This is a genomic window from Couchioplanes caeruleus (assembly GCF_023499255.1).
Lineage (GTDB): Bacteria > Actinomycetota > Actinomycetes > Mycobacteriales > Micromonosporaceae > Actinoplanes > Actinoplanes caeruleus_A.
In genome coordinates, this window is sequence record NZ_CP092183.1 from 197,625 (window position 1) to 214,171 (window position 16,547).

General features: G+C 69.5%; 12 protein-coding genes. 4 read left to right on the forward strand and 8 right to left on the reverse strand.

Translation table 11 applies throughout. The features are described 5' to 3' along the window. Positions 1 to 343: 343 nt before the first annotated feature. From COUCH_RS00960 to gyrB, 3 genes are all read right to left on the reverse strand, one after another. Positions 344 to 1,222 (reverse strand): DUF3566 domain-containing protein, encoded by an 879-nt coding sequence (locus COUCH_RS00960; RefSeq protein WP_249610227.1) that lies wholly within the window; start codon positions 1,220 to 1,222, stop codon positions 344 to 346. A 3-nt stretch (positions 1,223 to 1,225) separates the two neighbouring features. Beyond that, positions 1,226 to 3,736, reverse strand: a complete 2,511-nt coding sequence (gene gyrA / locus COUCH_RS00965) for a DNA gyrase subunit A (RefSeq protein ID WP_249610228.1) — start codon at positions 3,734 to 3,736, stop codon at positions 1,226 to 1,228. Between the two features lie 137 nt (positions 3,737 to 3,873). Continuing rightward, positions 3,874 to 5,826: a DNA topoisomerase (ATP-hydrolyzing) subunit B gene (gyrB, locus tag COUCH_RS00970; RefSeq protein ID WP_249610229.1), complete on the reverse strand. Its 1,953-nt coding sequence runs from the start codon at positions 5,824 to 5,826 to the stop codon at positions 3,874 to 3,876. Between the two features lie 624 nt (positions 5,827 to 6,450). On the opposite strand from gyrB, the gene COUCH_RS00975 reads away from it, so the two are divergent. Further along, positions 6,451 to 7,017, forward strand: a complete 567-nt coding sequence (locus COUCH_RS00975) for a hypothetical protein (protein ID WP_199513256.1) — start codon at positions 6,451 to 6,453, stop codon at positions 7,015 to 7,017. 65 nt (positions 7,018 to 7,082) lie between these two features. Here COUCH_RS00975 and COUCH_RS00980 read toward each other — a convergent pair whose 3' ends face one another. The 5 genes from COUCH_RS00980 to dnaA form a co-directional block, all read right to left on the reverse strand. After that, the gene (locus tag COUCH_RS00980; RefSeq protein WP_249613510.1) at positions 7,083 to 7,580 is read right to left on the reverse strand and encodes a DciA family protein; all 498 of its coding nucleotides are present in this window, start codon (positions 7,578 to 7,580) and stop codon (positions 7,083 to 7,085) included. A gap of 73 nt (positions 7,581 to 7,653) precedes the next feature. Continuing rightward, positions 7,654 to 8,781, reverse strand: a complete 1,128-nt coding sequence (gene recF, locus COUCH_RS00985; protein WP_249610230.1) for a DNA replication/repair protein RecF — start codon at positions 8,779 to 8,781, stop codon at positions 7,654 to 7,656. A 3-nt stretch (positions 8,782 to 8,784) separates the two neighbouring features. Next, positions 8,785 to 9,657 (reverse strand): phosphogluconate dehydrogenase (NAD(+)-dependent, decarboxylating), encoded by an 873-nt coding sequence (gene gnd, locus COUCH_RS00990; protein ID WP_249610231.1) that lies wholly within the window; start codon positions 9,655 to 9,657, stop codon positions 8,785 to 8,787. Positions 9,658 to 9,695: 38 nt separating this feature from the next. Next, a complete protein-coding gene (gene dnaN, locus COUCH_RS00995) occupies positions 9,696 to 10,829 on the reverse strand; it encodes a DNA polymerase III subunit beta (RefSeq protein WP_249610234.1) in 1,134 nt (377 codons plus the stop codon). Positions 10,830 to 12,700: 1,871 nt separating this feature from the next. After that, the gene (dnaA, locus tag COUCH_RS01000; protein ID WP_249610235.1) at positions 12,701 to 14,539 is read right to left on the reverse strand and encodes a chromosomal replication initiator protein DnaA; all 1,839 of its coding nucleotides are present in this window, start codon (positions 14,537 to 14,539) and stop codon (positions 12,701 to 12,703) included. Between the two features lie 1,225 nt (positions 14,540 to 15,764). On the opposite strand from dnaA, the gene rpmH reads away from it, so the two are divergent. Genes rpmH through yidD form a run of 3 tightly spaced genes read left to right on the forward strand, consistent with a single transcriptional unit; the run spans position 15,765 to position 16,547 of the window. Further along, a complete protein-coding gene (gene rpmH / locus COUCH_RS01005; RefSeq protein WP_199513250.1) occupies positions 15,765 to 15,902 on the forward strand; it encodes a 50S ribosomal protein L34 in 138 nt (45 codons plus the stop codon). A gap of 34 nt (positions 15,903 to 15,936) precedes the next feature. Continuing rightward, positions 15,937 to 16,293 carry a ribonuclease P protein component gene (gene rnpA / locus COUCH_RS01010; protein WP_249610236.1) on the forward strand — a complete coding sequence of 119 codons (357 nt, stop codon included), beginning with the start codon at positions 15,937 to 15,939 and terminating at the stop codon, positions 16,291 to 16,293. Beyond that, positions 16,290 to 16,547 carry a membrane protein insertion efficiency factor YidD gene (gene yidD, locus COUCH_RS01015; RefSeq protein WP_249610237.1) on the forward strand — a complete coding sequence of 86 codons (258 nt, stop codon included), beginning with the start codon at positions 16,290 to 16,292 and terminating at the stop codon, positions 16,545 to 16,547. Before rnpA ends, yidD begins: the two co-directional genes overlap by 4 nt.

Sequence of the window (16,547 nt, forward strand, 5' to 3'; positions counted from 1 at the left end):
CGTACCCGGTTCCGGTGGCCCAAATCGGGGCCGCCGCGCCGTCACCGGTGTCATTACGAAAGCAGGCCGGGACGGCCGACGCCAGCAGATTAACGCGGTGGCGGGTCACGTCGCCCGCTATCGACCGGGCACTCCCCGAGCGTCAGGCCGGTTGACGAGGTGCTAGCGGCAGAACTCCCGGCGGCACGGCACGACGAAGCGTCCCCGAGCATCGGAAAGGTCTGGCCGAGAGCCGAACCACCCGTGCCCGCTGACAGAACCGGCCGCCACGCGAACGTGACGGCCGATCCCACGCGCTTTCAGCGGCGCCACGACCCCGGTCCGGGATCCGGCGCCGGTCGGGTCAGTCCCGCTCGGCCAGCGTCAGCTCGACGCCTCCGACCAGGTCGGCGCAGACGTTGTAGATGAAGGCACCGAGGGTGGCCAGCGCCGTGAACAGGACCACGTTCACCGCGCCGATCAGCATCGACGTGCCGATGACGCCCCAGGCCGTGATGCGGAAGCCGCCGCCCGAGGAGCCGTCCGTGCCGCCCGCCGAGTTCACGAGGCTTTCGAGGCTCTTGTTGACCTCGCCCCACACCCCCATGGCGTCGAGGGCGAGGTAGAGCACCGACGTGGCCACGACCACGACGATGAACAGGACGATGGAGACGGCGAAGGCGAACTTCATCACGGACCAGGGGTCGATCCGCTTGAGGTTCAGCCGGGCGCGCCGGGGACCGCGGGCGGCGGCCGACGACACGGTGTTGCGGGCGGAGCGGACGGTCTCCGAGACCCGGGCGGCACCCACGGCGGCCGAGCCGGCGGCGGTGCCGCCGGACGGGCGCTTCGGGGCCTCGCCGGGCCGCTGCGGGGCCGTGGCGGGGTTCGCCGGAGGTGGCGCGACCCCCGCGCGTGCGGCCGGCGCGGCCGGGGCCGTGCCACCGCTCTTGCCCTTGGTGACGATCGGCACAGTGGCCGAGCCCTTCACCGCGCCCTTGGCCCCCGGGCCGGCCGGGCGCTTGCCGTCGGCCTGGCCGTCGCTGTCGGCGGGCGGTTCGCCCGGCGGCGGGGCCATGCCCGGCGCGCGGGTGAACTTCGGCGGGGACGGGGCTTCGGCGGGGACCGCCGCGCGACCTGCGGCCTCACGCCCGGCCGGTGCGGCACCGTCCTTCTTCGGCTCCGCACCGGCGGGAGTCGCCGAGGCCCCCGGACCTCCCGACTTCGCCTGTGTCTCCGGCATCAACTAGTCCTGTTCGTCAGGCTCGTCGGCATTACGAGCAAGCGCCACGATGGTTACACCCTCTGGGAGGTCCATCAGCTTGACCCCCATTGTGTTCCGATCCCGCGTGCGCCGTACAGGCTTCACGGGAGTCCGGATGACACCACCATTGCTGGTGATGGCAAACAGTTCATCCTCCGGGTCGATCACGAGCGCTCCGACGAGGCCACCACGACGCTCCGTGATTTTCGCCGTCAGTACACCCTTGCCACCCCGCCCCTGCACGGGATACTCCTCGATCGGCGTCCGCTTCGCATACCCGCCGTTGGTGGCGACCAAAACGTCGAGGCCCTCGCGCACGACCTCCATCGCGAGCAGCTCGTCGCTGTCGCCGAAGCGCATGCCGATCACACCGGACGTGGCCCGCCCCATCGGCCGCAGCGCCTCATCGGTCGCGTTGAACCGGATGGCCTGGGCGTTCTTCGACACCAGGAGCAGGTCGTTCTCCGGAGCGGCCAGCGTGGCGCCCACCAACTCGTCATCCTCCCGCAGGTTGATGGCGATGATGCCACCGCTGCGGTTGGAGTCAAATTCGGTGAGGCGGGTCTTCTTCACGAGGCCATTCTTGGTGGCGAGCACAAGGTACGGCGCGACCTCGTAGTTCGGGATCTGGATGACCTGCGCGATGTGCTCGTCCGGCTGGAAGGCGAGCAGGTTGGCGACGTGCTGGCCCTTCGCGACGCGGTTGGCCTCCGGCAGCTCGTACGCCTTCGCGCGGTACACGCGGCCCTTGTTCGTGAAGAACAGGATCCAGGAGTGCGTCGAGATGACGAAGAAGTGGCTGACGATGTCGTCCTGACGCAGAGATGCGCCGCTCACGCCCTTGCCGCCGCGCTTCTGCGAGCGGTAGAGGTCGACCTTCGTGCGCTTCGCGTAACCAGTTCGTGTGATGGTCACCACAACGTCCTCGCGCGCGATGAGGTCCTCCATCGAGACCTCGCCGTCGAACGGGATGATTTGGGTCTTCCGCTCATCGCCGAACCGGCTCACGATCTCGGCGAGCTCTTCCGAGACGATCGCCCGCTGCCGCTCCGGCTTGGCGAGGATGTCCTTCAGATCCGCGATCTCGATCTCGATGCTGGCGAGCTCGTCGATGATCTTCTGCCGCTCGAGGGCCGCGAGGCGCCGCAGCTGCATGTCCAGGATCGCCTGGGACTGCACCTGGTCGATGTCGAGCAGCTGGATGAGGCCCTGGCGGGCGTCCTCCACCGTCGGCGAGCGCCGGATCAGGGCGATGACCTCGTCGAGCGCGTCGAGGGCCTTCACCAGGCCGCGCAGGATGTGCGCGCGTTCCTCGGCCTTGCGCAGGCGGAAGGCCGTCCGCCGGCGGATGACGTCGATCTGGTGGTCGACGTAGTAGCGGATGAACTGCGCCAGGTTCAGCGTGCGGGGCACGCCGTCGACCAGCGCCAGCATGTTCGCGCCGAACGTCTCCTGCAACTGGGTGTGCTTGTAGAGGTTGTTCAGCACGACCTTCGCGACCGCGTCGCGCTTCAGGACCAGGATCAAGCGCATACCCGTACGGCCGGAGGACTCGTCCCGGATGTCCGCGATGCCGGTGAGCTTGCCCTCCTTCACCAGCTCGGCCACACGCTCGGCGAGGTTGTCCGGGTTCACCTGGTACGGCAGCTCGGTGACCACGAGGCAGGGCCGGCCGCGCTGGTCCTCCTCGACCTCCACGACGGCGCGCATCCGGATCGAGCCACGGCCGGTGCGGTAGGCGTCCTGAATCGCCTGCTGGCCGACGATCAGCCCCCGGGTGGGGAAGTCCGGTCCCTTGACGATCTCCAGGACCGCCTCGAGGGTGGTGGCCTCATCGGCGTCGGGGTGGTCGAGGTACCACTGGACGGCCCCCGCGATCTCGCGCAGGTTGTGCGGCGGGATCTTGGTGGCCATGCCGACGGCGATGCCCTCGGAGCCGTTGACGAGCAGGTTGGGGAACCGCGCCGGCAGGATCGTCGGCTCTTTGGTCCGGCCGTCGTAGTTGTCCTGCATGTCGACGGTGTCCTCGTCGATGTCCCGCAGCATCTCCATGGCGAGCGGCGAGAGCTTCGACTCGGTGTACCGCATGGCGGCCGGCGGGTCGTTGCCCGGCGAGCCGAAGTTGCCGTTGCCGTCGATCAGCGGGTACCGCAGCGACCACGGCTGGCCCATGCGGACCAGCGCGTCGTAGATCGACGAGTCGCCGTGCGGGTGGTAGTTGCCCATGACGTCGCCGACGACGCGGGCGCACTTGACGTACCCGCGGTCCGGGCGGAAGCCCGAGTCGTACATCGCGTACAGGATCTTGCGGTGCACCGGCTTGAGCCCGTCGCGGACGTCCGGCAGCGCGCGGCCGACGATGACGCTCATGGCGTAGTCGAGGTACGACCGCTGCATCTCGACCTCGAGGCCGACCGGCTCGACGCGCTGGCCCACGCCGCCGCCGGTGTCGTCCTGCGGCTCCTCGGCGGGGATCTCGGGAGTATCCGTCACAGTTAACCCTTACTTACGGTCAAACCCGACAAACGGGTATGAGCTGCGCAACTAGCTGTGGATAACGCTGTGGAAAGCAGTGGAACGCTGTGCATAACCCGAGGTGAGCGGCGTCTCGCGACGCCGCTCACGACGGATCAGATGTCCAGGAAGCGCACGTCCTTGGCGTTGCGCTGGATGAACGAACGGCGCGCCTCGACGTCCTCGCCCATGAGGACGCTGAAGAGCTCGTCCGCCACGGCGGCGTCGTCGAGGGTGACCTGACGCAGCGTCCGGGTCGCCGGGTCCATCGTCGTGTCCCACAGCTCGCGGAAGTTCATCTCGCCGAGACCCTTGAACCGCTGGATGTCGTCCGGCTTGGCGTTGGGCTTCTTCTGCTGCCGCAGGGCGATGAGACCGTCACGCTCCCGGTCGGAGTACGCGTACTGCGCGTCGTCGCCCCGCTTGTTCCACTTGATCTTGTAGAGCGGCGGAGCCGCCAGGTAGACGTGGCCCACCTCGACCAGCGGCCGCATGAAGCGGAACAGCAGGGTCAGCAGGAGCGTCTGGATGTGCTGGCCGTCGACGTCGGCGTCCGCCATCAGCACGATCTTGTGATAGCGCAGCTTGGCGATGTCGAAGTCGTCGTGGATGCCGGTGCCCAGCGCCGTGATCAACGCCTGGACCTCGTTGTTCTTCAGCACCCGGTCGATCCGGGCCTTCTCCACGTTGAGGATCTTGCCGCGGATCGGCAGGATCGCCTGGATCTGGCTGTCGCGGCCCTGCTTGGCCGAGCCGCCGGCCGAGTCGCCCTCGACGATGAACAGCTCGGAGACGCGGGGGTCGGTCGACTGGCAGTCGGCGAGCTTGCCCGGCATCGAGCCGGACTCCAGCAGCGACTTGCGGCGGGCCAGCTTGCGGGCCTGCTGCGCGGCGATGCGGGCGCGGGCGGCCTGGTCGGCCTTCGTGATGATCGCCTTCGCCTCGGCCGGGTTGCGGTCGAACCAGTCGGCCAGCTGGTCGTTGGCGACCTTCTGGACGAAGCTCTTCATGTCGGTGTTGCCGAGCTTCGTCTTCGTCTGGCCCTCGAACTGCGGGTTGGCCAGCGTCACCGAGATGATCGCCGCCAGGCCCTCGCGGATGTCCTCGCCGGAGAGCTTCTGGTCGCTCTTGAGCAGCTTCTTCTCGATGCCGTACCGGTTGACGATGCCGGTCAGCGCGGCGCGGAAGCCCTCCTCGTGGGTGCCGCCCTCATGGGTGTTGATGCGGTTGGCGAACGTGTAGACCGACTCGCCGTACGACTCGTTCCACTGCATCGCGATCTCGACGGCCATCCGCGCCTCGTTGTCCTCGGCGCTGAACTCGACCACCGTCTTGTGGATCGGGCTCTTCGTGGCGTTCAGGTGGCGCACGAAGTCGGCGATGCCGTTCTCGTACATGAAGGTGACCTGGCGAGGCTTGCCCTCGTCGTCCACGTGCTCCGGCCGCTCGTCGAGCAGGTTGATGGTCAGCCCCTTGTTGAGGAACGCCATCTCCTGCAGCCGGCGGTAGATCGTCTGAAAGTCGAACTCGACCGTCTCGAAGATCGTCGGGTCCGGCCAGAACTGCACCGTCGAGCCGGTGGTGTCGGTCGGCTCGCCCTTCTCCAACGGCCCGGGCTTACTGGCGTTGTACTTCTGCCGGTACACGTTCCCCGACTTGTGGATCTCCAGCGCCATGCGGGTCGACAGCGCGTTCACGACCGAGACACCGACGCCGTGCAGACCGCCGGAGACCGCATACGCCTTGCCGTCGAACTTGCCGCCCGCGTGCAGCACCGTCAGCGCGACCTCGACGCCCGGCTTCTTCAGCTTGGGGTGCAGGTCGACCGGGAAGCCACGGCCGTTGTCGGTGACCGAGACGCCGCCGTCGGCCAGCAGGACCACGTCGATGGTGTCGCAATACCCGGCGAGCGCCTCGTCGACGGCGTTGTCCACGACCTCCCAGACCAGGTGGTGCAGGCCGCGCTCACCGGTCGAACCGATGTACATACCGGGACGCTTGCGGACCGCCTCGAGGCCTTCGAGCACGGTGATGGACTCGGCACCGTATTCCTGCTTCTTCTCTGCCACCCTCGGCCACTTTCTCGCGCCCGGTCCCCCGCGCGGAGGCCCGGCCACGGATTTGGCGGGCGACCGGTGGGCAGCCAGCGGGCACGGCGGACCACAGGCGAGCGAGCCGCGGGGAGGAGGCGGACCACCGGTGGAGCCGAGCGCGCCGGTCGCCGCGGTCGTCCCGCGGATCGTGATCGGCTGGAAAAATCGCGTAGCGTGACGGATGGCCCCTTGCGAGGTGAACAGCTCTGCAAGGTTGAACAGCCCTGCAAGGTTGAACAGTCCGTGACGGTTCGCGACTTCCCGGTCTCCGTCGATTCTACTCCGTCCGGGCGAGTTATCGGAGGTCCGGCACCCTCGTACGGGCACCTCAGATTGCCGTAGCGCCCCGGAGGGCCGTTCCCACGGGTCCCCCTACACGGAATGAGCTCCGCCCGCAACGGTGAACGCGTCCGGTGGTGGACGGCGGGGCGCGCCTGCACCGGGTCGGCGACACGCGCTGCGACACTGCCTCACAACGCCGGGCGGAAGTGTCGTAACCTCGCCCGCGCGGACCCGTGCGCGGCCGGGCGGTCCGCACGCGGCGGGCACAGTTCCCGCCGGACGGTCCGCAGCCGGCAGGTCGAGGAGAGGTGGTCCGCCATGGCGCACGACAAGGGGCTGGACAACGTCGCCGTGCACTGGCCCCGGACGAACCGGTTCTACGACCCGGTCGCCCCGGCCGAGTTCGTCGACTTCGGCGCCGTCGCGGACGCTCCCGACATCGCCGCGCCCACCGGTGCGCTCGCGCTGCACATCGCCAAGACGGGTACGGTGCGCGCCACGGCGTACACGGAACTGGTGGATCTGTTGCTGGGGCTGGAGGGCGTCCTCTACGCGACCGACGCCGCGGCCGAGGACGAGGACCCGGTCATCGACCCGGACGGCTGCGCGTGGATCGCCGGCGGGCTGGAGCGCTTCGTCGAGGGCCACCAGCCGTACGGGGACCTCGTCACGTTCGACAGCGTGGCGAAGGTGATGCGCGAGGCGGTCGCGGCCGGGCGGCTCGCCGAGCAGCAGCTGCGCTGGCTGGACCAGCGGCTGGCGGCGCTCCGCGACGACGCCGGCAACGCTCCGCACTGGAGCTTCGCGCGCACCGAGCTCGCGATCCTGGCCGGCTTCTACCGCCGCTGCGCCGACCGCGGGTACGCCGTCTTCGCGGACTACTGAGCACCGCCTGCTGAGCACCGCCTGCTGACAGCGACTACTGACAGCCGACTACTGACAGTCGGCTGTCAGCCGTACGTGTCCCGGGGTCCGCGGCCCTGCACCCGGCGCGGCCCTCTGTTCCAGGACGGCGCCGCGGGGCCGTGGATGTTGAGCCGTTTCACGACGTTGTGGCCGACCTCGGCGGCGATGCTGCGCAGCAGGGTCGCCGCCAGCAGGCGCAGCTGGGTCGCCCAGGCCGTCGACTCCGCCTCCACGGTCAGCACGCCGTCGTCGAGCTTCACCGGCCGGCTGTGCTTGGCGATGTCCGAGCCGACGACCTTCTCCCAGGCACCGAAGACCGTCGCCTCGGCGGCCGGCTTCTGCCAGCCGCGCTGCTTCAGGATCCGCTCGAGGACCGCGCCGAACAGCTGCGGATCCCGGGGATCCGGGCCCGGGCCGGAATAGCCGCGCAGCCGTCGTCCCTCACCCTCGCTGGGGGTACGCCGGCGCGGCGCCTGCTGGGCGGCCCGGCGCTTGGCGAGCGCGGCGTCGAGAACGGCCCGGGCGAGCTGCGGGCCGGCCACGCCCTCGGGAGCGGGAGCGTCGCTGGGCGTCGAGGGACCTGAGGCGGCCGCTGAGCCCTTTTCGGGGCGATCCTCAGACACGGGTCACCGTTCCTGGTCCGACGTCGTAGCGGGCGCCCTGAAGGGTCGTCGGCACATCCTCCGGCACGGCGCAGGTGACCAGCAACTGGGCGGCGTCGGCGACCAGCGTCGCGAGCCGTTGCCGCCGGCCCGCGTCGAGCTCGGCGAAGACGTCGTCGAGGATCAGCACCGGCTCGATGCCGTCCGTGCGGAGCAGGTCGTACGCCGCCAGCCGCAACGCCAGCGCGAACGACCAGGACTCGCCGTGGCTCGCGTACCCCTTCGCGGGAAGGTCTCCCAGCGACAGCGTGAGGTCGTCGCGGTGCGGTCCGACCAGCGTGACGCCACGCTCGATCTCCGCCTGACGGCGTTCGGCGAGCGAAGCGAGCAGGGCTTCCTCGAGCGCCGGGCGGTCCGGCGGGAGGCCGTCGCCGAGGCGGGACGCGTACGCGATGGCAGCGGCCGTCCGCCCGGCAGCCACCGCGTCGTACGCCTTCGTCAGGTGCGGCCCGAGCGCGCCCACCAGCTCGATCCGTCCGGCGAGGAGCTCCGCGCCGTGGTGCGCGAGGTGTTGGTCCCAGACCGCGAGCGTCGACAGATCCTGCCCTCGCGTGCCACCGACCTTGCGCGTCAGGTACGCCGTGCGCAGCAGTGCGTTGCGCTGCTTCACCACGCGGTCGTAGTCGGAGCGCACACCGGCGTACCGCGGCTGGCGCGCCACGAGCAGGTCGTCCAGATAGCGGCGGCGCTCGGACGGATCCCCACGGACCAGCTCCAGGTCCTCCGGCGCGAAGAGCACCATGCGCAGAGCGCCCAGAACTTCGCGGGACCGGCGTACGGGAGAACGGTTGAGCCGCGCCCGGTTCGCCTTGCCCGGGACGATCTCCAGCTCGACCAGCAGCTCACGTCCATCGTGGACGACCGCGCACCGGATCACCGCCGAACTCGCGCCCGCGCGGACCAGCGGGGCGTCCGTGGCGACCCGGTGACTGTCCAGCGTGGCCACGTAGCCCAGTGCCTCGATGAGGTTGGTCTTGCCCATGCCGTTCTGGCCGACCAGGACGCTGACGCCCGGGTCGAGGTCGACCGCCACCCGCTCGTACGAACGGAAATCGGTCAGCTCGACCCGGCGCACGTACATGGATCAGCGCTTGACGGCGTGGCCGCCGAACTGGTTGCGCAGCGCCGCGACGGCCTTCATCGCCGGCGAGTCCTCCTGGCGGGACGCGAACCGGGCGAACAGCGACGCGGCGATCACGTTGGCGGGCACGGCGAGGCGTACGGCCTCGTCGACCGTCCAGCGGCCCTCGCCGGTGTCCTCCGCGTACCCCTTGAGGTTGGCCAGCTCCGGGTCCTCGTCGAGGGCGAGGTCGAGGAGGTCGAGCAGCCACGACTTGACGACGGAGCCCTCGCGCCAGCTCTTGATGACCTCGGGGACGTTCTCGACGAGCTCCGAGGCCTTGAGGATCTCGTAGCCCTCGGCGTACGCGTGCATGAGGCCGTACTCGATGCCGTTGTGGACCATCTTGGCGTAGTGACCGGCACCGTGCGGACCGGCGTGCGCGAAGCCGAACTCGCCGGCCGGCTTGAGCGCGTCGAAGATCGGCTGGCAGTGCGCCACGATCTCGGCGTCGCCACCCACCATCAGCGCGTACCCGTTGGTGTTGCCCCAGATGCCGCCCGAGACGCCGCAGTCCAGGTAGTGGATGCCCTTCGCCTTGAGCCGCTCGGCGCGCGGGCCGTCGTCGGTGAACTTCGAGTTGCCGCCGTCGATGATGATGTCACCCTCGGAGAGCAGCTCGGCGAGCTCGTCGATCGTCTTCTCGGTGATCTGGCCGGCGGGAACCATCGTCCAGACCACGCGCGGCGCGGCCAGCTTCTCCACCAGCTCGGCGAGGCTGGCGACGTCGGTGGTCTCCTTGTGGTGGTCGTAACCCACCACCTCCTGGCCGGCGGCGCGCAGGCGGTCCCGCATGTTGCCGCCCATCCGGCCCAGTCCGATGAGGCCGAGCTGCATGATGTTCCCCCTAGGTTTGTGACTCTTCCAGCCCAGTATCAGCGGGTTACCCGGATAGGCATGATCAGATAGCGGTATCCGGGCACGATTTCGCCGTCTTCGGCTGCGGGGGAGATCACAGCAGGCTTGAAGGCGTCGACGAACGACAACACGGCCGTCGGGGCGCCCAGGTTCTGCAGACCGTCGATCAGGTACTGCGGGTTGAAACCGATGGTGAGCGGCTCACCGGTGAAGGTGGCCTCCATGGCCTCGCTGGCCCGCGCCTCCTCGGTGCCGCCCGCCTCGACCACGAGACCGTCCTCGCTGAAGCTCAGCAGGACGGGCGTGGTGCGCTCGGCGACCAGGGCGACGCGACGGACCACCTCGACCAGGGCGGAGACGGTCACCCGCGCTTCGGCGTTGTGGCTCGCCGGGAACAGGGACCGCACCGGCGGGTAGTTCGCACCGTCCAGCAGCCGGCTCGTGGTGCGCCGGGTGCCACCCGCGAAACCGATCATGCCCTCGCCGGCGTTGCCCTGCGCGAGGGCGAGCGTGACGGCGCCGCCGATCGGGCCCAGCGCCTTCGCCGTGTCGTTCAGCGTCTTCGCCGGCACCAGGGCGTTCAGGCTGATGCCGGGGTCGTCCGGGTTCCACTCCAGCTCACGCATCGCCAGGCGGTACCGGTCCGTTGCCAGCATCGCCATCGTCGAGCCGTTCAGCTCGATCCGTACGCCGGTCATCATCGGCAGCGTCTCGTCCCGCCCGGCCGCGACGGCCACCTGCGCGACGGCGACGGCGAACGCCTGGGCGTCGACCGTGCCGGCGCTCGACGGCATGTCGGGCAGAGTCGGGTAGTCCTCCACCGGCATCACCGGGAGGGTGAAGCGTGCACTGCCGCAGACCAGCTCGAGGTGCGAGCCCACCGCGGCGATGTCTACCGGCTTGGCCGGGAGCGCCTTGGTGATCTCGGCGAGCAGCCGGCCGGAGACGAGCGCGGCACCGTCGGCGTCCGCCTGCACCTCCACGCTCACCTGGCTGGAGACCTCGTAGTCGAAGCCGGAGACATGCAACCTGCCGTCGGTCACCCGCAGCATGACGCCGGCCAGGACCGGCACCGAAGGACGGCTGGGGAGGCTCTTGGCCGTCCACGCCACCGCGTCGGCGAGTGCGTCTCGCTCCACCCGGAACTTCATGCCATGCCCTCCGCGTCACTTTCCTCGACGAACCAGCTTGAGATCGGACCCAGCTTCGGGAGCTGGACCGGCTTGTGCACCAGAGCAGCTTGTACGCCGGACCGGTTGTGCACCAGACCGGCTCATGTACCGGACCAGCTTGCGCACCGGACCAGTTTGTCTGCTGGGCCGGCTCGTGCGCCGGACCAACTTGTTGTGTGTTGGACCAGCCCGTGTGCCGGACCGGCTTTGTCGTCTGCTGGGCCGGCTCCTGTGCTGGACCAGCTCGTTCTGTGCCGGACCCGCTCATGAGCCTGCCCGGCTGTGGGCCGGAACTGCTCACGGGCTGAACCAGCTTGTGGGCTGTGACGGCTCGTATGTGCTGGACCAGCTTGTGGGCTGGACCGGATCGTGCACCAGACCGGTTGGTGCGCCGACCGGGTTGTGTGCCCGACCAGCTCACGTGCCCGACCAGCTCGTGCACCGGACGCGCCGGTGAACGGGACCAGCACTCACCTGGGCCGGCTCGAGAACGGACCAGCTTCGGATGTGCTGATGGAGCCCACTGAACTCTATGGCGCGGGTGGGCGTGACGTCCGCCCGGCCCCCGATGCTGAGAAGACCTGCCCGGGGTGGATCGGGCCGCGAGCGGCTCGTCCACACCTTCCCCAACGCTGATGATTGGTTTTTGGATTTTCGGCAGAGAGATATCAGTCGTAATCATCGGGCCTGTGCACACTGTGGAGAACTCACGTTGTCGCAGGTCAGCAGGTTATCCACCGGTGATTCACATGTGGGCAACCGGGGTATAAACCCGGGTCCGCGTCCACAGCTGCGGACGAGACGGCGGTTGTCCACCGTTGTCCACCGGCTGTCCACCGCTTATCCACCGGGTTTGTCCCCGGGTCTGGGGATAACGCTGGGACGCTACCGGCTCGTCGTCCCCAGAACCTTCAACAGGAAATCCACACGCGTCCACAGGGTGTGGGCAGCCTTGTGACGCTCTGTGTCTGTCCACATCGATTTCCCCAGGAGTTCTCCACATCTGTGCGGAACGGGGCGCGAAGTTTTCCACCGTTGGGGACAGGGCCTGTGAAGAGCTGTGGATTAGTGTGGAAAACGTTGGCACGAAACGGTTCCGTCCCGACGTTGACATTTCGCCGCGGAGGTGGGTGTGGCTCTTCGGGGTTGGTGCGGGCTTTCCGGGCGGCATGGGGATGAGCCTGTGGGTAGACCGGTGCAGAAGCTGTGGACAACCTGGTGAAAGCGCTGGTCACGGTTGGTGGGGCGTTGGGTCGGGGTGGAATTGGCCCAGGAGAGCTTGGGTGGCGAGGCGGATGCGCGGCGAGCTGTGGGTGGGGCGGCTCGGCGGTGGTCGGCGTGGTGTGGCGTTGCCTTGGAGGGCAGGGTCGGGGCGTCGCCCTGGACGATCGGATGCGGCATGTCGCCCTTGCACGATCGGATAGGGCACGAGCGGGCCGGCCGGCATGAGGGCTCATAGGACCGGTCGGCTTGTGCTGCTTCCTGACAGGCCGGCGGGCGCAGTCCGGTAGGTCGCGCGGCAGGGCTGTCCGGGAGGGCGACTCGGGAGGGCGACTCGGGAGGGCGGCTCGGGAGGCTGCGGTGCTCACCGTCGCGGCACACACCACGTCGACCCGGTGGGGGCAACCGGGGAACGCGGAGGACGGCGACCCGGGGGACGAACTGGCGAGTCAGGGCGGCCGTTCAGCCCGTGCAGGTTGTGTCAGTAGGTCGGTCCGGGACGGCGGCCCGGCAGGTCAGCCCGGCGGCGGGCGACGGCCTGGAGGGGCTACGGCTTGGTGCACGTGAGGGCTCCGGCCACGGTGGTGCGGTTGTCCGGGGTGCGGCCGTACCGTCGAAACGGTTTTGATCTAAGTGTTCTGCTTGATGCGGTTCGTCAGCTCGGCGATCTGGTTGTAGAGGCTGCGGCGCTCGGCCATGTGCTGGCGGATTTTGCGGTCCGCGTGCATGACCGTGGTGTGGTCGCGGCCGCCGAAGGCCTGGCCGATGCGGGGCAGCGACAGGTCGGTGAGCTCTCGGCAGAGGTACATGGCGACCTGGCGGGCGTTCACGAGGACCCGGGAGCGCGAGTGGCCGCGGAGGTCTTCGAGGCTCACGCCGAAGTAGTCGGCGGTCGAGACCATGATCTGGTCGGCCGTGATCTCCGGACCGGCGCCGTCGGGCATGAAGTCGCGGAGGACTTCCTCGGCCAGCGAGAGTTGCACCGCGCTGCGGGTGAGGCTGGCGAACGCTGTCACCCGGATGAGGGCGCCCTCGAGTTCGCGGATCGAGTTGGAGACGCGGGAGGCGATGAACTCGAGCACGTCGTCCGGGGCGTACATGCGCTCCTGAGCGGCCTTCTTCTGCAGGATCGCGATGCGGGTCTCGAGGTCCGGCGGCTGGATGTCCGCGAGCAGGCCCCATTCGAAACGGGTACGCATGCGGTCCTCGAGCGTCGCCAGCTGTCTCGGGGAGCGGTCCGAGCTGATGACGATCTGCTTGTTGGCGTTGTGCAGGGTATTGAACGTGTGGAAAAACTCCTCCTGCGTACGCTCGCGGTTCTCCAGGAACTGGATGTCGTCGATCAGGAGGATGTCGACGTCGCGGTAGCGGCGCTGGAACGCCTGGGTCTTGTCGTCGCGCAGGCTGTTGATGAAGTCGTTGGTGAATTCCTCGGTCGACACGTAGCGGACGCTGCGGGCGTGGCCGAGCGTGGTGGCGTAGTGACCGATCGCGTGCAGCAGGTGTGTCTTGCCGAGCCCGGAGCTGCCGTAGATGAACAGCGGGTTGTACGCCTTCGCCGGAGACTCCGCCACCGCGACCGCCGCGGCGTGCGCGAAGCGGTTGGAGGAGCCGATGACGAAGGTCTCGAACATGTACTTCGGGTTCAGCCGGTTGCCGTCGTTGCCGCCCGGACGCCCGGCGGCGGGGCCGCGCAGGTCGATCGGGGCGCGGCCGGGACCGTTGTCGCCGCCGTGCCGCATCTGCATCGTGTCGTCGCGACGGTCCTGCGCTCGCTCGTCGTGGTGACGCTGATTCTCGCGGAGCTGCGCCGGCTCGGTCGCCATCCGATGCCCGGTGGAGTCGTTCGGCGTCTCCGTGTAGTGCGGTAGCTGCCGGGGCGGCTCGGGCGCCGGCTTCTTTTCCTCCGCGATGGTGGATTTCGCCGGCTCCGGCTGGCCCATCGGCAGCGGTGCGGCGAACAGCGCGTCCTGACCGTCGCGCGCCGCCGGCACGCCGCGCGTGAAAGGCGCCTGCGCCGACCCGGTCGGCGCGTCGCTCTGGTCATAACTCTCGCTGTAGGCGGGTGACTGCGCATAACGATCCGGGTACGGCGGGGGCGGTGCGTCCGAGTAGTGCGCGGGCGGTTCGGAGTAGTGCGCCGGCGGCTGGGTCGCCGGCTCGGGCGGCGGGGTGCCGTACACGGTGCCCGGTCGGCCGGTGCCGTCCTCGGGCGGGCGGACCGTCACGGCGACCTGGATCGGACGGCCGAGCCGGCGCGACAGGGCCTCGGTGATCGCCAGGCGCAACCGCGACTCGATCACGTCCCGGGTGTACGTGTCCGGGACGGAGAGCAGCGCGGTGTCCTCCACGATGGCGCGCAGGCGGGTCAGCCGCAGGTACGCACGCTGCTGAGCGGACGCGATCTCGTCCGCCAGCTCGTCCGTCGCCGCAGCCCAGACCCCGCCAAGGTCGACCGTATCGGCCACCGCCGCGCCACCCCCATCGCCACCGGACCCCCGGTGGCCTTGTTCGGCTTCCGCCTTGCCTGCCGTCACCCGTACGGGCGACGGACCGGCTCCCCCCAACCCAGCACATCCAACGTGCTGAACATGCACGGCGCCACCGGCTGTCCACAGGTTATCCACAACCTGTGCACGCGTCGGCGGTCGCACCCCGGCCGGACGGTCGGCAGACTTCCCGGAGCCTGTGCTGGCGCGGGAAAACAGGCTCACCGTGCCGAACGATTCACCGCTCCGTCGGTTCCTCTGCGGTTCCGTCCCAGCGGTTCCGTTCCCCGATGGTCCGTTCCCCGGCGGTTCCGAGGGCGGCTCCGTGAGGTGGCTCCGTGAGAGGTCCCGGCGAGGGCGGTTTGCGAACAGCGCTGAAGACCAGCAAACGGGCACGCTAACAGCGCAGGCGCGTCCGCATCAACCGGCGGTACCCGACCCGGGGCACACGTGGCACGAAAAGATTCACTCCGTACGCGTATAGACCGGCCTGGGTGACGGACCGTGCGGGGCTTGCCTGGGTTGTCCGGTCCGATTCCTCCGGATCCTCAAGCCTTGTCGTCCTCTGCCGCCCGGCCTGATCGTGTCTTTGTCGGAGGGCCGCTCTCTTCCGTCTCGGGACCTGGTGGCCGGGTTCCGCTCGGTCCGGCGACCGCTTGGCCGGGGGTCCGCTGAGGCTGGGGGTCCGCTGAGGCTGGGGGTCCGCTGAGGCTGGGGGTCCGCTGAGGCTGGGGGTCCGCTGAGGCTGGGGGTCCGCTGAGGCTGGGGGTCCGCTGAGGCTGGGGGTCCGCTGAGGCTGGGGGTCCGCTGAGGCTGGGGGTCCGCTGAGGCTGGGGGTCCGCTGAGGCTGGGGGTCCGCTGAGGCTGGGGGTCCGCTGAGGCTGGGGGTCCGCTGAGGCTGGGGGTCCGCTGAGGCTGGGGGTCCGCTGAGGCTGGGGGTCCGCTGAGGCTGGGGGTCCGCTGAGGCTGGGGGTCCGCTTGGCCCGGGGGTTCGTCTGGCCGCGGGGTCCGCGCTTCCCCGGACCGGCTGGAACGCTGCTCGACCGGGCCTGGCCTGGGCGGGAACCTTGGCGTGCCGGGCCCCCGGTGGTTGACCGCCCGTGGAGCCCTGCGTAGGGTCGAGCGGTTGCTCCGCCGCGCTCTGCTAAAGTGGCGTCTTGCAGCCTGATGCCCCCTGGACGTAGTACGAAGACGGAGTTCTGACGTGAGCAAGCGCACCTACCAGCCGAACAACCGCCGGCGCGCCAAGACCCACGGTTTCCGGCTGCGCATGCGCACCCGGGCCGGCCGCGCCATCCTGGCCTCCCGCCGTGGCAAGGGCCGCAAAGAGCTGTCGGCCTGAGCCGACCGCTGGTCGGGCCGGATGCCGGGTAGTCGTGCTGGCCGCGGAGCAACGACTGCGGCGTAGTACCGACTTCGCCGCAGCGGTTCGTGGTGGCCGCAGGGCGGGCCGCGGCACCGTGGTCGTCCACCTTCTTCTCGATGAGCCGGCGCAAGCCTCTGAGGCGCGCGCCGGCTTTGTCGTGTCCAAGGCGGTCGGCAACGCGGTGGTCCGCAACAAGGTGCGCCGCCGCCTGCGCCATCTGGTGCGTCCACGGCTGAGCGAGCTGCCCGCGGGGACGTCCCTCGTCGTGCGCGCCCTGCCCGCCTCGGCGTCGGCGTCCTTCGAGAGGCTCGGCGCCGACCTGGACGCCGCTCTGGCTGCCGCTCAGTCACCCCGGCGGCGCCGATGACACCGCTTGCCCGGCTGCTGACCGCGGCGATCGTCGCGTACCGTCGTTACGTGAGCCCGGCTCTGCCGGCTCGCTGCCGGTTCTACCCTTCGTGCAGCGCGTACGCCCTCGAGGCAGTCGCGAAACACGGAGCGCTCCGCGGGACCGGACTGGCGACCTGGCGGTTGCTGCGCTGCCACCCCTTCCACCCTGGCGGGTTCGATCCGGTTCCCGACCCGATCCGTCACCGTCCTGCCGATGTGACTGGAGCATGA

What these genes read in the sequence shown, in the direction of transcription:
- COUCH_RS00975 (WP_199513256.1), top strand. Translation starts at nt 6,451, where the DNA reads ATGGCGCACGACAAGGGGCTGGACAACGTCGCCGTGCACTGGCCCCGG.
- dnaN (WP_249610234.1), bottom strand. Translation starts at nt 10,829, where the DNA reads ATGAAGTTCCGGGTGGAGCGAGACGCACTCGCCGACGCGGTGGCGTGG.
- gnd (WP_249610231.1), bottom strand. Translation starts at nt 9,657, where the DNA reads ATGCAGCTCGGCCTCATCGGACTGGGCCGGATGGGCGGCAACATGCGG.
- yidD (WP_249610237.1), top strand. Translation starts at nt 16,290, where the DNA reads ATGACACCGCTTGCCCGGCTGCTGACCGCGGCGATCGTCGCGTACCGT.
- COUCH_RS00960 (WP_249610227.1), bottom strand. Translation starts at nt 1,222, where the DNA reads ATGCCGGAGACACAGGCGAAGTCGGGAGGTCCGGGGGCCTCGGCGACT.
- recF (WP_249610230.1), bottom strand. Translation starts at nt 8,781, where the DNA reads ATGTACGTGCGCCGGGTCGAGCTGACCGATTTCCGTTCGTACGAGCGG.